We start from the raw sequence: 16167 nt of genomic DNA on the forward strand, positions 1-16167 counted from the left end.
TTTCGGGGCGATCCGATGCGGGCGACGGTGACCGTCGACATCGGCACGACGCGAGTCAAACTCGGCTTCTTCGACGAGGCCGGCACCCAGCTCGCCTTGGCCAAACACCCGACGCCAACTCAACCGGATCAGTGGGGTGTTGTATATGACGTGCCCGCCCTTCGCGGGCTCGTCACCGCCTTCATCAGCGGGCTAGGAGAAGACCTTCGGGCGCGCATCGAGCGGATCGCGATCGCCGGAGTGGGCGAGTCCGGAGGTCTGGTGGCTCCCGATCTCAGCCTGGCGTCACCGATGATCTTGTGGTTCGACCAGCGCGGTGCGCCGCTCCTTGCCGCGTTGAGCGACGAGGAGCGGGACGAGATCTATCGCATCACCGGCCTGCCAGCGAGCCCCAATTACGGCCTGTCCAAGCTGGCCTGGGCCGCCCAGCATACCACCTCAGTAGGCGAAAATCTGTTGTGGCTCAACATTTCCGAATATCTCGCCGCCACGATGACCGGGATGCGCTGGGCCGAGTACACATTGGCGAGTCGGACCATGGCCCTCGATCTGGCAAGTTCTGGGTGGTCGCCGCGGATCGCCGAACTCGCCGGCATCGACGCCGCCCTGCTGCCACCGCTGCGCCGAGCCGCCGAGGGGCAGCCCGTCGCTGCGGACTTCGCGGAACGGGTATGCCTGCCCAGCACGGTTGCGGTGCACGTCGTCGGCCATGACCACATGGTCGGGGGTGTTGGCGCCGGCCTACGGCCCGGCGAGATCCTCAACTCGACGGGCACGACCGAGGGAATCCTGATGCTCCGCGATCAGCCCAGCACCGATGAGCAGATGGCGGCCGCGCAGCTCGCCAACGGCATCGCCTGCGACGGTGAGCGGTTCACCCTCTTCGCGTCCATCCCCACCGGAGGCGCCGCCTTCGCGGCCCTGCAGAGCATGCTGGGGACGTCCACGGCAGCCTTGGTGGAGTGCGTGGAGTCGCTGGCTGACGAATATCGTGCCGGCGCAATCGACCTGGCGGCAATTCCCGTAGTTGTGCCGCAGTTCCGGGGCAGTCCACCACCGCGCAAGTCCGCGCGAGCGCGCGGCGCGATCGCCAACCTCGGCACGGACGTGCGCCCTGCGGACATCGTCTTCGGGACCTTCCTCGGCATGGCGCTGCAGTTCCGCACCGTCGCTCAGCTCTTCGGCCCGGCTGCTGGGCCGGTCAAGGTCATCGGCCCCGCCAGCGAGAACCCGTTGTGGTTGCACCTGAAGGCCGATGTGTTGCAGGCGGAACTGAGTGTTTCCACCTTCCCCGAGGTGGTCTCGCGGGGGGCGCAGGCATTGGCGTCGGCTGTGGCGACCGACTGGACGGGCGTGCGGCCATTCACCGTTTCACCCGATTCTGTCCGGCACGCGCAGCTGCTGGACTGGCACGAGGAGAGCCGGACCGTGCTGCGCGACCTGAGCACTGTGGTGTGGTGAGGGGGCATGCGATGACGCTCGTTGCGGGAATCGACTCCTCGACCCAAAGCTGCAAGGTGGAGATCCGCGATCTCGCGACCGGAGCGTTGGTGCGTTCCGGTAAGGCGGCGCATCCGAAGGCGACGATCGTCGACCCGCAGGCCTGGTGGCAGGCTCTCCTCCTGGCGGTGGAGCGAGCGGGTGGCCTCAATGGTGTCAGCGCGGTTTCAGTTGCAGGGCAACAACATACACCGGTCTTCCTCGACGCCGAGGGCCAGGTGGTTTGCGACTCACCGCTGTGGAACGACATCGGCTCCCACCCCCACATGGAGGCACTGAATGCCGAACTAGGCGCCGACGAGTGGGTGCGGCGGACGGGTCTGCCGATCACGCTCTCGGACACGGTCGTCAAGCTGCGCTGGTTGCGCGACACCGACCCCGCGAGCGCCGCCCGGACGCATGCTGTCGCCGTTGTCCACGACTGGCTCACGTGGCGGCTGCTCGGGTACGACGGTGGCGGCGACCACGTCAACCGCCTCGTCACCGACCGTTCGGAGGCGAGCGGCACCGGCTACTGGTCGGGGGAGACGGGGGCCTATTGCCCCGATCTCCTTGAGCTGGCGCTGGGAAAGAGCGCTGTCGTGCCAGAGGTCTTGGGTCCCCACGACAAGGCGGGTGTCACGGGGACCGGGATGCCCGGCATACCGGCGGGCATCGTCGTCGGCCCGGGCAGCGGCGACAATGCTGCGGCCGCCCTCGCGCTGCACCTGCGGGACGGCGATGCCGTGATGTCCCTCGGCACGTCAGGTGTGGTCTATGCGCGCAGCGCGCGTCCCGTGCACGACTACTCGGGCGTGGTGTGCAGTTATGCCGACGCCACTGGCGAACACCTGCCGATCGCCGCCGCCCTCAGTGCGGCGCGCACTCTCGACGCAGCCATACAACTGCTCGGAGGCACGCACGACGAGATGTCGGATCTCGCGATGGCAGCGCCCCCGGGCGCGGAGGGCTTGACGCTGTTGCCCTTCTTCGAGGGCGAGCGCACGCCGAACCTGCCCGATGCCCGCGGTTCAGTGCTCGGTGCCTCGCTCACGAACTTCACTCGGCCCAACCTGGCGCGGGCGGCAATCGAGGGGATGGTCGCGACGCAGGTGGAGATGGTGGAGGCGATCCGGCGCTGCGGAGTGCCGATGGACCGGCTGCTGCTCATCGGCGGAGGCGCGCGAGGGGAGGCGGTGTTGACCGTGGTGGCGCAGATGGTCGACGTGCCACTGATCGTTCCCGAGCCCGGGGAGTACGCCGCCCGCGGCGCCGCAGTGCAAGCGGCCGGCGCGCTGACGGGAGCCTTCGCCGGCTGGCCTCCCGTGATGCTGAACGTAGCGGCCGTGCCCGTTGAGCCGGTCATCCTGGCCCAGCATCGGGCGGCCAAGGCGGCCCTGGGCTATCCGGTCGGCGCAGCCAGGATGCCGTGATGTCTACCGTCCGTACAATCACCACCGTGAGGAGGAGCCACGCAATGACCACCGTGATCGAACGCGACTCGCCCACGCCCTATTACGAGCAGCTGTATGACGCGCTGCTCGCCCGCATTCACTCCGGTGAGTTGCCGCCGGGCCAGCGGTTGCCGGGAGAGAGCGAGCTGCACCGGTCCTTCGGACTCTCGCGAGCCACCGTGCGGCAGGCGCTCGATCTGTTGGAGTCCAATGGTTATGCGCAAAAGGTGGCTCGTCGCGGCTACTTTGTCATCGGTCCGGCCGCGCCGAGATGGATCATCGAGGGGTTGGGTGGCTTCCTTGACAACGGTCTTGGGCACAGCAACCCGCGCGTGAGCACCGAGGTGATCGGGTCCGGCGAACAGACACTGCCCGACGAGGCGACGGCCGCCCTTCGCCTTGCCCGCGGCGCCAGGGGCTTCGTCCTGGATCGCGTGCGCCGGGTCGATGCGGACGCCGCCCTCTTCAGCACCAACTTCACCCCGCCCGCGGTTGCCCCGGTGGTCGCCGCCGCTACCGGTGTGTGCCAAGGAGATTCGTCACTGACGGTCGCCCTGGCCGCCGGTGGCTACACCGCGGCCGGTGCCCGCCGGGTGATCCACGCCGTCGGCGCCTCCGAGCGGATCGCCCAACACCTCGATATCCCCGCCGGCTCCCCGGTGCTGCTCATCCGCTCCACCACCTGGGACAAATCCCTTGTCCCGTATGACTATTACGAGACCTGGCTGCGCACCGATGTCGTCCCTCTCGAAGTCGACGCCACCACCCGGCTCTAGAGCAACCGGCGACATCTGGAATACCGAAACGCGCTAGAGCCCGCTATTTGATCGGTCAGTTGGCTCGGTCGGTATTCCATCTGTCGGAGAGTGCCGCCGAGCAGCCGCCGAGCCCTCTTGACAACCAGTCAACAGAAGTACAACACTACAGACTGTACGTACAAGACGTACATACCTAACGAACGAAGGAGCTCACGGATGCGCTCATCCTCCAAGCCAATGCCCAGGCTCGTCTTCGCGGTTGCGGCCGTGGTGGTTGGCGCCGCCACGCTCGCGGGCTGCTCGACCAAGGACGCCGGCAACGACAGCTCCGCCGGTGGCACGGTCACGATCAACGTCGCTCTCGCGGCCAACCCGCAGATGAAGACCGCGGAGAGCCTCATCTCCGACTTCGAAACGAAGAACCCGGGCATCAAGGTCAAGTTCACGACGCTGCCGGAGAACGACCTGCGTCCGACCGTTACCAAGGACGTCGCCACCAAGGGCGGGCAGTTCGATGTGGCGATGATGGGCAGCTACGAGGTGCCGATCTGGGCGAAGAACAAGTGGATCCTTTCGCTGCAGGATTACGCCGCCAAGGACACCGCCTGGGATCAGGCCGACCTGCTGCAGCCGATCAAGGACATCGTCTCCGCCGACGGCACCCTATTTGCCGCGCCCTTCTATGGCTCCTCGTCCTTCCTGTTCTACCGCAAGGATCTTGCGACCAAGGCCGGCGTCACCATCCCCGAGAGGCCGACCTGGGAAGAGATCGCCGCAGCTGCCGCCAAGATGGATGACAAGGCCGGCGGTGTCTCGGGCATCTGTCTGCGTGGCCTGCCCGGCTGGGGCCAGAACCTCGCCGCCATCACGACCGTCATCAACACCTTCGGTGGTCGCTGGTTCGACGAGAGTTGGACCCCGCAGCTGACATCGCCCAACACCGAGAAGGCCGTCAGCTTCTATGTCGAGCTGCTCAAGGCGCACGGCCAGCCCGATGCCGCGAAGGACGGCTGGGAGGGCTGCCTGCAGGCGATGAGCCAGGGCAAGACGGCCATGTGGTACGACGACACGGTCTTCGCCGGCTCCGTCCTCGGCTCAGCGACCCCGGAGGTTAAGGACAACCTCGCCTTCGCGATGGCGCCCGTCGGGCCGTCCAACAAACCGTCCGGCTGGCTCTGGTCGTGGGGCCTTGGCATCACCTCGAGCAGCAAGCACCCCGACGAGGCGTGGAAGTTCATCTCCTGGGTGACGAGCAAGGATTACATCAAGCTCGCCGGGCAAAAGGCCGGCTGGGACTCCATCCCGCCCGGCTCGCGCACCTCGACCTACGCCATCCCCGAGTACCAGACGGCCGCCAAGAGCTACGCCGACCTGACGATGGCCTCGATCAACGCCGCCACGCCGCAGCAGGCGACCGTTGAGAAGGTGCCCTACACGGGCGTGCAGTACGTCCAGATCCCCGAGTTCGTCGACATCGGCGACTACGTCTCGCAGCAGATCGCCGGCGCCATCAGCGGCAGCATGAGCACGACCGACGCGCTCACGGCCAGCCAGGACTACGCCGCCAAAGCAGTCAAGGACGCGGGATACGTCAAGTGACCGCGACAACGGCCACAACTTCGAGCGCGGTGACGCCGCCTCGGAGACCGTCGCGGGCGGAGGGATGGCGCCTTCGGGGGCCACTCCTCCCCGCCCTCATCTTCACGCTCGCCCTGACGCAGATCCCCTTCGTGCTGACGATCATCTTCAGCTTCCGCAAGTGGAATCTGCTCAGCGGCGGCGACAAGGGGTTCAACGGAATCGACAACTACACCAACGCTTTCAAGGACGAGATCTTCTGGAAGTCGTTGAAGGTCACCGTCATCACGACCATTGGCACGACCTTCGCCTGCATCGTCTTCGGGCTGTTGCTCGCGCTGGTCCTCAACCAGGCCTTCCCCGGCCGGGGCCTGGCGCGCACGCTGGCCATCACGCCCTTCTTCGTCATGCCGGTGGCGGTCACGCTGTTCTGGCGCTCGGCGATGTTCGACCCGAGCTTCGGGCTCTTCGGGTGGATCTCGCGCTCGCTGCATCTGCCGTCCGTGGCGTGGCTCAGCGACCATCCGCTCTTGGCCGTCTGTGTCCTGCTCACGTGGCGGTTCGTGCCCTTCGCCATGCTCATCCTGCTCGCCGGGCTGCAAGGGTTGCCGGGGGATCAGGTCGAGGCTGCGAAGATCGACGGCGCTGGGCCGCTGCGGACCTTCCGCTACATCACCGTCCCCCACCTGCGCCCGTTCATCGAACTCTCCGCGCTACTGCTGGCGATGAACCTGATCCAGACCTTCGGTGAGATCGCCCTCTTGACCGCGGGCGGACCGGCATACGCGACGACGAATATCACCTATTACATCTTCGTCAAGGGCTTCAACTCCTTCGACTTGGGTCAGGCGTCCGCCTTCGGCGTCATCGCCCTGCTCCTCACGATCGCCCTCATCATGCCGGCGCTGCGCCTGCTGTCGGGCATCTTCCAGACGGAGGGCCGACGATGACATCGAAACCCCTAAAGACGCTGCTCTACAGCGTGCTCGGCTGGGGCGGGTGCCTCATCCTCTTCCTGCCGGTCGCGTACATGCTCCTCAAGAGCTTCCAGACCGAGACCGACGCGGCCTCGCCCGCGCCGAAGCTGGCCTTTAGCCCGACGATGGCGCACTACACAGCGGCGTTCGATGCGGGCATCGTGCCGTATGCCATGAACTCCCTCATCGTGGTCGTGGTCTCCACGTTGTTGGTGCTGATCCTCGCTGTCCCAGCGGCTTTCGCGCTCTCGCTGGTGCCGGTGCCCAAGGCGCAGGATGCGCTCTTCTTCTTCATCTCGACTAAGATGATGCCGATCGCCGCGGGGATCATCCCGATCTATGTCATCGCCAACAAGCTCGGCGTCCTCGACACGATCCCGCTGCTGATCATCCTGCACCTCGGGATGAACCTGCCGCTGGGCATCTGGATGCTGCGCTCGTTCATGCAGGACATCCCCAAGGAGGTCCTCGAGGCGGCCGAGGTCGACGGGGCCGGACGATGGAAAGCGATGCGCTCGATCATCCTGCCGCTGATCCGGCCGGGGATCGCCTCGACGGCGTTGCTGTGTGCGGTCTTCTCGTGGAACGAGTATTTCTATGCTGTGAACCTCACCTCGTCCAACTCGACATTGCCGCTGTTCCTGCAGAAGTTCCTCTCCTTCGGTGAGCTCTATACCGCGCAGGTCGCCGCGGTGGCCACCCTTCTCAGCCTCCCGGTCGTCATCGCCGGCTGGCTCTCGCAGAAGTCGCTCGTGCGCGGCCTCCTCTTCGGTGCCGTCAAGTGACCGATACCATGCGCGCGGTCGTGGTCGACGGGCGCAGCGGAATCGCATTGGTGGACAAGCCGATTCCCGAGCCCGGGCCCGAGCAAGTGCTCATCCAGGTGGAAGCGACGGGGGTATGCGGCACGGACCTGCACCTGATCGAGGGCAGCTACCCGCATGGGCGCTATCCGGTCACCCCGGGGCACGAGTTCTCGGGCATCGTTGTCGCAGTCGGCTCGGGTGCGACCCGGGCCGGCGACGGCGACCACGTCGGCGTTGACCCCAATGTCAACTGCGGCGCATGCCGGTGGTGCCGGGAGGGCGCAAAGAATATGTGCACCGCCTTGGACCCGGTCGGGGTCTCGATCGACGGGTCGTGTGCCGAGTTCGTCGTCGTGCCCGAGTCGGTGATCTATCGGCTGCCGGGCGGCATCGATGCCACAGTGGGACCACTCGTGGAGCCGCTGTCCTGCGTGGTCCACGCCGTGGAACGAACTCCGGGCGCCTGGGAGGGGGCGTCGGTCGCCGTCTACGGCGCCGGATCCATCGGGTTGTTGGCGGTCGCCGTGGCGCGTCTGTTGGGGGCCGGCACAATCACTGTCGTCGAACCGCATGAGGTGCGTCGGCAACTGGCGCTCACGATCGGGGCGGATGCGGCCTCAGACGGGTCGGGTCCCATCCGGGAGGTCGACATCGCGGTGGAAGCCAGCGGGCATCCAGCAGCAATCGCGAATGCCTCGCGGGACCTGGGGATTCATGGCCGGCTGGTGCAGATGGGGGTAGCGAACCCGGACGTCGAGGTCGGCCTCAACCCGTATGCCGTCTTCGCCAAGGAGTTGAGCATCATCGGGTCGAACTCGCTCGCCGGCGCCTATCCCGCGGCCGTCGAGATGATGCCTGCCCTCGCCGATCGGGTCCGCCCGATCGTGACGGACATCTTTTCACTGGAGGACTATGCGCAGGCCGTCGAGGCGGCGCGTTCGCCGCACAGCGTGAAGGTCCAGGTCCGGCCGGCCGCCCACTGAGGCACGTCCTCGAAGTTCGTGCTCCGGGATTGCTGTGCGCCGGGGAGCTGGCGTGGCGGGCGGCGGCACTTTGACCGGCGACGGCTGCCGATGTGCTGCACCCCACCACACATCCTCCGGCAGAACACGGGTCCGGTACAGAACGTGGGGATCATCGCGCCGGGCACTCGCGCGGGTTGGATTGAGCAGATCTCCAGCCATTTTGGTTGATCCGAGGGCGTGCCGGATCGTCACCGGGGCGAGGTGACACGACGAGAACTCAGTATGCAATATATTGCATGCCGATTCCGACAACCACGGTCGCGCTCAGTCGCGGGCTGCTGCGTGACGACGTCTACTCGCGTCTTCGGGAAGCGATCGTCGACGGCACCCTCGCTCCGGGTGAGCAGCTGCGCGATCTCGACCTGGCGCGGTGGCTCGGTGTCAGCCGAACCCCGGTGCGAGAGGCCCTGCTCCGGCTCGGTCAAGCCGGGCTCGTCCAGGCCGCACCGGGTCGGTCGACGGTCGTCAGCCCGCTCGACGTCCGCGCCATCCGTGACGCCCAGGCGGTCGTCGCCGGCATGCACCGCCTGGCCGTCCAGGACGCCGTGCCTCTACTCACGACCGGGGACCTGGCGGCCATGCGCCGGGCGAACCGGGACTTCGCCGCCTCCCTGAAATCCGGGGACGCCGAAGCCGCGCTTGCCGCGGACGACGAGTTCCACGCGATTCCCGTACGCGCCACCGGCAATCAGGCGCTGCTCACTGTGCTCGACCAGTTCGGTCCGGTGCTGCGCCGCCTCGAACGGCTGAAGTTCGCCTCGCTCTCCGGGCGCGGCTCGCTCGCCCTGCACGGCCGGCTCCTGGAGCTGTGCGCGGCAGGAGACCTGGGTGCCCTGGGACGACCCGGTGAACGACAAGGTCGGCAACATCCTGCTGACGCGGATGATGGGTGCCGACGCGCGGCTCGACCCGCACGCCTTCGACATCGGCATCCGCGACTCCTGGAAGGAGGCGCTGCGCGAGGTCGAGGACGGCGGCGGGAGCCCATCCCCGATCCCCGCGGGCGCCTCCAAGCACCCGCTCGGCGGACTCGGGTTCGCGAACTGGGCCCTTTAGGTCGCCGAACAGGAGAAGCAGTTCGGTGTCTTCTTCGACACCATCGTCGTCTGCACCGTCACCGGTTCCACCCACGCCGGCATGATCGCCGGCTTCGCCGCTCTCGAAGACCGCACTGGCGGGCGCCGGGTCATCGGCATCGACGCGTCGGCTACCCTGGAGAAGACGGGCACGCAGGTGGCGAACATTGCCCGGCATACGGCCGAGCTGATCGAACTCGGCCGCGACCTGCGCCCGGACGAGATCCAGGTCCTCGAGGGCTGGGCCGGCGAACTCTACGGCATCCCAGTCGAATCCACGATGGCGGCGATGGCGACCACCGGCTGGGACCCGGCATGACCTCGGACCCGAATGGCCCGGACGTCAAGGCACTGGAGTCGATCGCTCAGCGCGTGCTTTGACCCGGCTGCGCGAGATGGGCGGGCTCCAGTCCTACCCGAGCCGCACCAAGCGCGGCGGCAAAGGCCACTGCCGGTGCCCTCGCCGCGGCCGACGAACTGGCCGAGGAGGGCATCGCGGCGCACGTCGCCGACATCACCTCGCTGGACCGGTTGTGTGCCGCTTGGCAGCGCTCCCTGCGACCGGGGGAATCCGCACGGCGACAACGCCTTCTGTGCCGGGTTCGATCGCCGCCTTCGCCCTGGGCTGACCGCGATCCCGTGGTGCGCGCCGACCCCCGTGGCGGCTCCTCCCCGCCCTCGACCCGGCCAGGAGATCCTTGATTCCTTCCCGGACGACGGCGTCGTCGACCACGATCACCGGCGCTGACACCCCCCTCGGCTGGCGTCAAGGCCTCGGCGGGCGCTCCGCGGGCACGGCTCGCCCTCGCGCGAACCCCAAGGCCCCGCGGGTCAGCTCGTCGCCAAGCTGACCGGCGGGGCCGGTGACGTCGCTGCGGCCTCAGGCGGACGCGGCGATCCCACCGTCGGAGACGCTGGCGCGGCCGGCCTCGAGCCGGGCCACGGGGACCCGGAACGGGCTGCAGGAGACGTAGTCGAGACCGACCTCGTTGAAGAAGTGGATCGACTCCGGGTCACCGCCGTGCTCGCCGCAGACGCCGGCGTGCAGGTCGGGCCGGGTCGCCTTGCCGGCGGTCACGCCCATCTTGACCAGCTGGCCGACGCCGTCACGGTCGAGGCTTTCGAACGGCGAGATCGAGACGACGCCATTGTCCAGGTAGTTGGACAAGAACGCGCTCTCGACGTCGTCGCGGGAGAAGCCCCACGTCGTCTGGGTCAGGTCGTTGGTGCCGAAGGAGAAGAACTCGGCCTCCTCGGCGATGTCGCCGGCGGTCAGCGCGGCGCGCGGCAACTCGATCATGCAGCCGATCGGGATGTCCAGCGCGATGCCGCCGTCCTGCGCGACCTCGGCGAGGATCTTCTCGGCCCGGTCACGCACGATCTGCAGCTCGCGGACCGACCCGATGAGCGGGACCATGATCTCCGGCTGCGGGTCCTTGCCTTCCTTCTTCAGCTGGACCGTCGCTTCGGCAATCGCCCGCACCTGCAGGTCGAACAGGCCGGGGATGACCAGACCCAGCCGCACACCGCGCAGACCGAGCATCGGGTTGGCCTCATGGGTGCGCTGGACGGCGGCGAGGATCGTCTTGTCGTGCGGGTCGGACTCGCCCTTGGCGTCGGCGAGCGCCACCTTGACCGACAGCTCGGTCAGGTTGGGCAAGAACTCGTGCAGCGGCGGGTCGATGAGCCGGATGGTCGTGGGGAGGCCGTCCATCGCGCCCAGCAGCTCGACGAAGTCCTGCCGCTGAACCGGCACCAGGGTTTCGAGAGCGGCGTCGATCTGCTCCTCGGTCTCGGCGAGGATGACCGCCTCGACATACTTGCGGCGCTCACCGAGGAACTGGTGCTCGGTGCGGCACAGCCCGATGCCCTGGGCGCCGCGCGCGCGGGCCCGGACAGCGTCCTCGGCGGTGTCGGCGTTGGCGCGCACGCGCATTCGGCGCACCTCGTCGGCGTGGGTGAGCAATCGGTGGACGGCCTCGACGAGTTCGAGCGTCTGCGGGTCGTCTCCGGCGGCCTGCCGGCCGGCCTCGAGCCCGTCGGCGATATAGGTCATCACCGGGCTGTCCATGACCGGGACATCGCCGATGTAGATCTCGCCGGTGGTGCCGTCGATGGCGATGATGTCGCCCTCGTGCAGCTCCTGGCCGCCGACGGTCAGCGTCCGGGCCTCGGTGTCGACGCGCAGCGCCTCGGCACCGACGACCGCGCACATGCCCATGCCGCGGGCAACAACCGCGGCGTGCGAGGTCTTGCCGCCGCGGGCGGTGAGCACGCCGACCGAGGCGACCATGCCGGGCAGGTCCTCGGGCGAGGTCTCGCGCCGCACGAGGATGACCTTGGCGCCGCTCGCCTTGCGAGACTCGGCGCCGGCGTTGTCGAAGGCGATTTCACCGACAGCCGCGCCGGGGGAGGCGCCCATGCCCTTGGCGACCGGGCTGACCCCGGCGTCGGCGTCGAAGCGCGGGAACAGCAGCTGGGTCAGCTGGTCGCCGGTGACCCGGTCGAGGGCCTCGTTCATGTCGATCATGCCCTCGTCGACCAGCTGGGTCGCGACGCGGAAGGCCGCCGCCGCGGTCCGCTTGCCGATGCGGGTCTGCAGCATCCACAGCTTGCCGCGCTCGACCGTGAACTCGATGTCGCACAGGTCCCGGTAGTGGGTTTCCAGCTGGCTCATCGCGTTGCGGAGGTTGCGGTAGGACTGCTCGTCCTCCTCCTCCAGCTTGGCCAGGGGAGCGGTGTTGCGGATACCGGCGACGACATCCTCGCCCTGGGCGTTCATCAGGTAGTCGCCATAGACCCCGCTGTGCCCGGTGGAGGGGTCGCGGGTGAAGCAGACGCCGGTGCCGGAGGTCTCACCGAGGTTGCCGAAGACCATCGTCTGCACGTTGACGGCGGTGCCGAGGTCCTCGGGGATGCGCTCGCGGCGGCGATAAATGGTGGCCCGCTCGGTGTTCCACGAGTTGAAGACGGCGATGATCGCCATGTCCAACTGGGTGCGCGGGTCTTGCGGGAAGTCCTGGCCGGTCTCGTCCTTGACGATCTTCTTGTATGCCGCCACGACCTCCTTGAGATCATCGGCAGACAGCTCCGGGTCGGTATGGACGCCGGCCTTGGCCTTTTGGGCATCCAGGGCGTCGGCGAACAGGTCGCCCTCGATGCCGAGGACGGTCTTGCCGAACATCTGGATCAGCCGCCGGTAGCTGTCCCACGCGAACCGGTCGTCGCCGGCGAAGCGGGCCAGGGCCTCGACGGTCGTGTCGTTGAGACCGACGTTCAAGACGGTCTCCATCATGCCGGGCATCGAGAACTTCGCACCGGAGCGGACCGAAAGCAGCAATGGTTCCTCGTCGGCGCCGAAGACGCGGCCGAGTGCCTCTTCGGTCTTTTGCAGGGCGACGGTGACTTCGTCCTGCAGCTCGGGCGGATTCTGTCCCGACGCCAGATAGGCCTTGCAGGCCTCGGTCGAGATCGTGAAGCCGGGGGGGACGGGAAGGCCCATGTTGACCATCTCCGCGAGGTTGGCGCCCTTGCCACCTAGCAGATCCTTCTGGTCCTTGTTGCCTTCGCTGAACTGGAACACGTACATGCGCTCAACTACCTTCCTCAAGGTGCCTGACACTGCTTACCACGTCCGCGTGGTGAACGCACCGTGGTCCAGGATGTGCCCCCGAGCGGGGCGTGGGGGCCAGCCTATGAGACGGAATGCGTGCCTGGTCCAGAGCCGCGATGCCACGATGACCGAATGCCGAGAACGTGGAACGCCACGCAGGTCACGACGCTCGCGTCGCGACACCCCGACTGGTTCGGTCTGCCGCGTCACCACGGCCCGCTCCCGCCGGTCGTCGCCCACCTCGCCGACGGGGAGTCGTATGCCGCGTGGACGGCCCGGGTCGCCGGCGCGCCCCGGCCCGTGGTCGTCATCCGCGCCGCCCGTCGCGCCCGCGGCGAGTTGCCCGCCGACCCGGAGGAGGAATTCACCGGATTGTCGCTGGCGCCAACCGGATTGGCGCCCGAGCCGATCGCGCTGATCCAGCATCCAGAGGGGGGCGAGCAGCGGGAGGCGGGCGGAGCGGCATACCCGATCATCGTCGAAGCGCTGGCGCCGGGGCGGGTCCTGCCCGCGGCGCAGTGGACGCCGCGGCATCGGGAGTGGCTGGCGCAGGTGTTGGCCCGGCTGCACGAGCCGACCTGGCCCGGCCCGGGCGCCGTGACGACCCGGGCAGACAACCCGCCGAGGCCGATCCGCTTCGATGAGCACATCGCCGGCGTGACGGCCCACTGGGGGCGGCTGCTCCCGCATGGCGAGACGGGGTTCGGCGCACTTGCCAACGCCATGGCGGCATACGCGGCGCAGGTGACGCCGCAGATCGCGGCCGTTTCGCGGTTCGCCCTGCTCCACGGCGATCCGGTGCTCACCAACATCCTCGTGGCCGCCGAGCGGGTCACGCTCGTCGACTGGGAGTGGACCCAGGTCGGCGACCCGGCGCGTGACCTCGGCTTCCTCGGCGGCGCGATCCACGCCGACCCCTGGTACGCCCCGCTCGCCGACACCGACATTGACGGCTTCCTGGGTGCCTACCTCGACGCCGGGGGCCGAGGAGACGTCGATGGCCTGCGCCGACGCCGCGATGCCTGGCTGGCCGCGGAAGCGTTCGGCGTGCTCGGCTACTTGCTCTGGCTGGCTGCCGACCCGGAGCAGAGCGCACTGCCGCGCCATCGGCGCGGGGCCGTGGAGCTGGCACGTACCTTGACGGCCTTCCTCCAGCCGTGGGCCTGAGCGACTCGCAGAGTTGAGACGTGTTGACAAGTCGTGGGCAACCGTGATCTAGAGACGCTGCGGCAGCAGGCCGTGGTTGAGGCGGCCACCCTCGAGGCGGCCGTGGTCCCCGAGCCGGATGTCGCGTGCCTGCACACCTGGCTGACGGAATGCCCGACGAGCGAAGCCGTGGCAATCGCCGTGGCCCGCAGCCGTTACCGATGCGGCGATCAGGTGGCCGCGTTGGTCTCGTGCGCGACTTCCGGCGGGCGCTGAGCCGTGACTGGGGGCTGGATGTCAGCGTGGAGCTGGCGGACGTGGCGTTGCGGATGCTTGACGGAGACGTCGGGCGACGCATCACCCCGCCGGCGCCGGACACCACCGGGCGCGGGATGAGCCGACGGCGCCGCGCTGCGGTCAGGCGCGCGTCGGTGAACGCTCGCCGGCGTTCGGCGCGCGGCTGCGCGAGGATCTTGGCGCCATCCCGCCGCTGAGCTGAGGATCGCTAGCTCAGGCCGATGATCTCGCCCTCGGGGCTCAGGTCGATCCGTTCGGCGTTGGGTGATTTGGCGAAGCCCGGCATCGTGCGCATATCGCCGCAGATGGCATAGACGTATCCGGCGCCGGCCGCGGCCCGCACCTCGCGCACGGGCAGCCGCCAGCCGGTCGGCGCACCGTGCAGCGCCGGGTCGTGCGAGATCGACAGGTGGGTTTTGGCGATGACGACCGGGAAACCACCAAAGCCGAGCTTTTCGTATGCCGCCAGCTCCCGCGCCGCGGCCGGCGCGATGTCGACGCCGTCCGCGCCATAGATGTCCCGGGCGACCGCTTCGATCTTTGCCAGCAGCGGGGTGTCCGACTCGTACGTGTAGCGGAAGTGGGTTTGGTGCTCGAGGGCGTCGATCAGCGCCTTGGCGAGTTCCTCGGCGCCCGCGCCGCCGTCGACGACGTGATACGACACCGCGCACTTGACGCCCATCTCGGCGCACAGGTCGCGGATGACCTGGTGCTCGGACGCGTGGTCCTGGGGGAAGGCGTTGATCGCGACCACCGGCCAGACGCCGAAGCGTTCGATGATCTGGATGTGCTTGCGCAAGTTGGCGATTCCAGCCTTGACGTGCCCCGGGTTCTCGGCGAGCAACTCCTCGGGCAGCGGCTTGCCGGGCACGATCTTGAACCGGCCGGAGTGCATCTTCAGGGCGCGGACGGTCACGACGATCACCGCGGCATCCGGACGCAGCCCGGAGACCCGGCACTTGACGTTCATGAATCGTTCGGCGCCCATGTCGGCGCCGAAGCCGGCCTCGGTGAGGACGATGTCGGCCCGACGGGTGGCGACCAGGTCCGCGACGACCGAGGAGTTGCCGGTGGCGATATTGCCGAACGGCCCGCAGTGAATCAACGCCGGCGTGCCCTCGAGGGTCTGCAACAGGTTGGGGTTGATCGCGTCCTTGAGGATGACCGCCATCGCGCCCGCGGCGCCGAGGTCGTCGGCGGTGACCGGCCGCCCGGCGAAGGTGTAGCCGACGACAATGCGCCGCAGGCGCTGTTTGAGGTCGGCCAGGCTCGAGGACAGCGACAGCAACACCATGATCTCGGAGGCGGCGGTGATGTCGAAACCGGTCTGGCGGGGGACCCCGTCGACGCGGGCGCCGAGGCCCAGGACGATATTGCGCAGCGATCGGTCGTTGACGTCGAGCACGCGCCGCCAGGTGATATTGCGCGGGTCGATGTCGAGCGCATTGCCGTGGTGCAGGTGGTTGTCCAGCATCGCGGCGAGCAGGTTATGCGCGGCGGTGATCGCGTGGAAGTCGCCGGTCAGGTGGAGGTTGAGCTTGTCCATCGGGATGATCTGGCTATAGCCGCCGCCGGCCGCGCCACCCTTGATCCCGAAGGTCGGGCCCATCGAGGGCTGGCGCAAGGTCACCGCCACGTTCTTGCCGAGCCGAGCCAGCCCGTCGGCCAATCCGACCGAGGTCGTCGTCTTGCCCTCGCCGAGGGGGGTGGGTGTCACCGCCGTCACGACGACGTACTTGGCGCGCTGCTCGGTCGGCTGTCCTGGTGCGGTGAGGCAGCCCAGGTCGATCTTGGCGACGCCCTTGCCGTGCGGTTCGAGGAACTCCTCCGGCAGACCGAGTCTCCCGGCGATCTCCGGCATCGGGCGCAAGCTGGCGGCGGTTGCAATCTCCAGGTCTGACGGGATACCCATAGGGACATCTTGGCGCGGACGGCCCCACTGCGCACGCACTCCGCCC

11 protein-coding genes and 2 pseudogenes are annotated in these 16167 nt (G+C 68.2%); 11 read left to right on the forward strand and 2 right to left on the reverse strand.

The features are described 5' to 3' along the window. Nucleotides 1-27 precede the first annotated feature (27 nt). From V9G19_RS01830 to V9G19_RS01870, 9 genes and pseudogenes are all read left to right on the forward strand, one after another. Entirely contained in the window at nt 28-1461 is a 1434-nt protein-coding gene (locus V9G19_RS01830) for an FGGY-family carbohydrate kinase (protein WP_462283786.1), read from the forward strand. Nucleotides 1462-1472: 11 nt separating this feature from the next. After that, entirely contained in the window at nt 1473-2912 is a 1440-nt protein-coding gene (locus tag V9G19_RS01835) for an FGGY family carbohydrate kinase (protein ID WP_462283787.1), read from the forward strand. A 44-nt stretch (nt 2913-2956) separates the two neighbouring features. Then, nucleotides 2957-3709 carry a GntR family transcriptional regulator gene (locus tag V9G19_RS01840; RefSeq protein ID WP_462283788.1) on the forward strand — a complete coding sequence of 251 codons (753 nt, stop codon included), beginning with the start codon at nt 2957-2959 and terminating at the stop codon, nt 3707-3709. Nucleotides 3710-3928: 219 nt separating this feature from the next. After that, nucleotides 3929-5290 (forward strand): ABC transporter substrate-binding protein, encoded by a 1362-nt coding sequence (locus V9G19_RS01845; protein WP_462283789.1) that lies wholly within the window; start codon nt 3929-3931, stop codon nt 5288-5290. Nucleotides 5291-5421: 131 nt separating this feature from the next. Continuing rightward, the gene (locus V9G19_RS01850; RefSeq protein ID WP_462283790.1) at nt 5422-6219 is read left to right on the forward strand and encodes a carbohydrate ABC transporter permease; all 798 of its coding nucleotides are present in this window, start codon (nt 5422-5424) and stop codon (nt 6217-6219) included. Then, nucleotides 6216-7031 carry a carbohydrate ABC transporter permease gene (locus V9G19_RS01855; protein ID WP_462283791.1) on the forward strand — a complete coding sequence of 272 codons (816 nt, stop codon included), beginning with the start codon at nt 6216-6218 and terminating at the stop codon, nt 7029-7031. Before V9G19_RS01850 ends, V9G19_RS01855 begins: the two co-directional genes overlap by 4 nt. Then, nucleotides 7028-8035, forward strand: a complete 1008-nt coding sequence (locus tag V9G19_RS01860) for an alcohol dehydrogenase catalytic domain-containing protein (RefSeq protein ID WP_462283792.1) — start codon at nt 7028-7030, stop codon at nt 8033-8035. Before V9G19_RS01855 ends, V9G19_RS01860 begins: the two co-directional genes overlap by 4 nt. 278 nt (nt 8036-8313) lie before the next feature. Beyond that, nucleotides 8314-8844 (forward strand): annotated as a pseudogene (locus V9G19_RS01865) (GntR family transcriptional regulator); the annotation flags it as partial. A 49-nt stretch (nt 8845-8893) separates the two neighbouring features. Next, nucleotides 8894-9448 (forward strand): annotated as a pseudogene (locus tag V9G19_RS01870) (pyridoxal-phosphate dependent enzyme); the annotation flags it as partial. Between the two features lie 585 nt (nt 9449-10033). Here the strand turns inward: V9G19_RS01870 and ppdK are convergent. Further along, the gene (ppdK, locus tag V9G19_RS01875; protein WP_462283793.1) at nt 10034-12742 is read right to left on the reverse strand and encodes a pyruvate, phosphate dikinase; all 2709 of its coding nucleotides are present in this window, start codon (nt 12740-12742) and stop codon (nt 10034-10036) included. Between the two features lie 156 nt (nt 12743-12898). On the opposite strand from ppdK, the gene V9G19_RS01880 reads away from it, so the two are divergent. Continuing rightward, the gene (locus V9G19_RS01880; RefSeq protein ID WP_462283794.1) at nt 12899-13933 is read left to right on the forward strand and encodes a phosphotransferase family protein; all 1035 of its coding nucleotides are present in this window, start codon (nt 12899-12901) and stop codon (nt 13931-13933) included. A 33-nt stretch (nt 13934-13966) separates the two neighbouring features. Continuing rightward, entirely contained in the window at nt 13967-14188 is a 222-nt protein-coding gene (locus V9G19_RS01885; protein ID WP_462283795.1) for a hypothetical protein, read from the forward strand. Nucleotides 14189-14417: 229 nt separating this feature from the next. Here V9G19_RS01885 and V9G19_RS01890 read toward each other — a convergent pair whose 3' ends face one another. Continuing rightward, nucleotides 14418-16121 (reverse strand): formate--tetrahydrofolate ligase, encoded by a 1704-nt coding sequence (locus V9G19_RS01890; RefSeq protein ID WP_462283796.1) that lies wholly within the window; start codon nt 16119-16121, stop codon nt 14418-14420. Between the last annotated feature and the right edge of the window lie 46 nt (nt 16122-16167).

Source organism: Nostocoides sp. (assembly GCF_037045025.1).
In the GTDB taxonomy this organism is placed as follows: Bacteria; Actinomycetota; Actinomycetes; order Actinomycetales; family Dermatophilaceae; genus Nostocoides_A.

What these genes read in the sequence shown, in the direction of transcription:
- V9G19_RS01835 (WP_462283787.1), top strand. Translation starts at nt 1,473, where the DNA reads ATGACGCTCGTTGCGGGAATCGACTCCTCGACCCAAAGCTGCAAGGTG.
- V9G19_RS01840 (WP_462283788.1), top strand. Translation starts at nt 2,957, where the DNA reads ATGACCACCGTGATCGAACGCGACTCGCCCACGCCCTATTACGAGCAG.
- V9G19_RS01845 (WP_462283789.1), top strand. Translation starts at nt 3,929, where the DNA reads ATGCCCAGGCTCGTCTTCGCGGTTGCGGCCGTGGTGGTTGGCGCCGCC.
- V9G19_RS01855 (WP_462283791.1), top strand. Translation starts at nt 6,216, where the DNA reads ATGACATCGAAACCCCTAAAGACGCTGCTCTACAGCGTGCTCGGCTGG.
- ppdK (WP_462283793.1), bottom strand. Translation starts at nt 12,742, where the DNA reads ATGTACGTGTTCCAGTTCAGCGAAGGCAACAAGGACCAGAAGGATCTG.
- V9G19_RS01880 (WP_462283794.1), top strand. Translation starts at nt 12,899, where the DNA reads ATGCCGAGAACGTGGAACGCCACGCAGGTCACGACGCTCGCGTCGCGA.
- V9G19_RS01890 (WP_462283796.1), bottom strand. Translation starts at nt 16,121, where the DNA reads ATGGGTATCCCGTCAGACCTGGAGATTGCAACCGCCGCCAGCTTGCGC.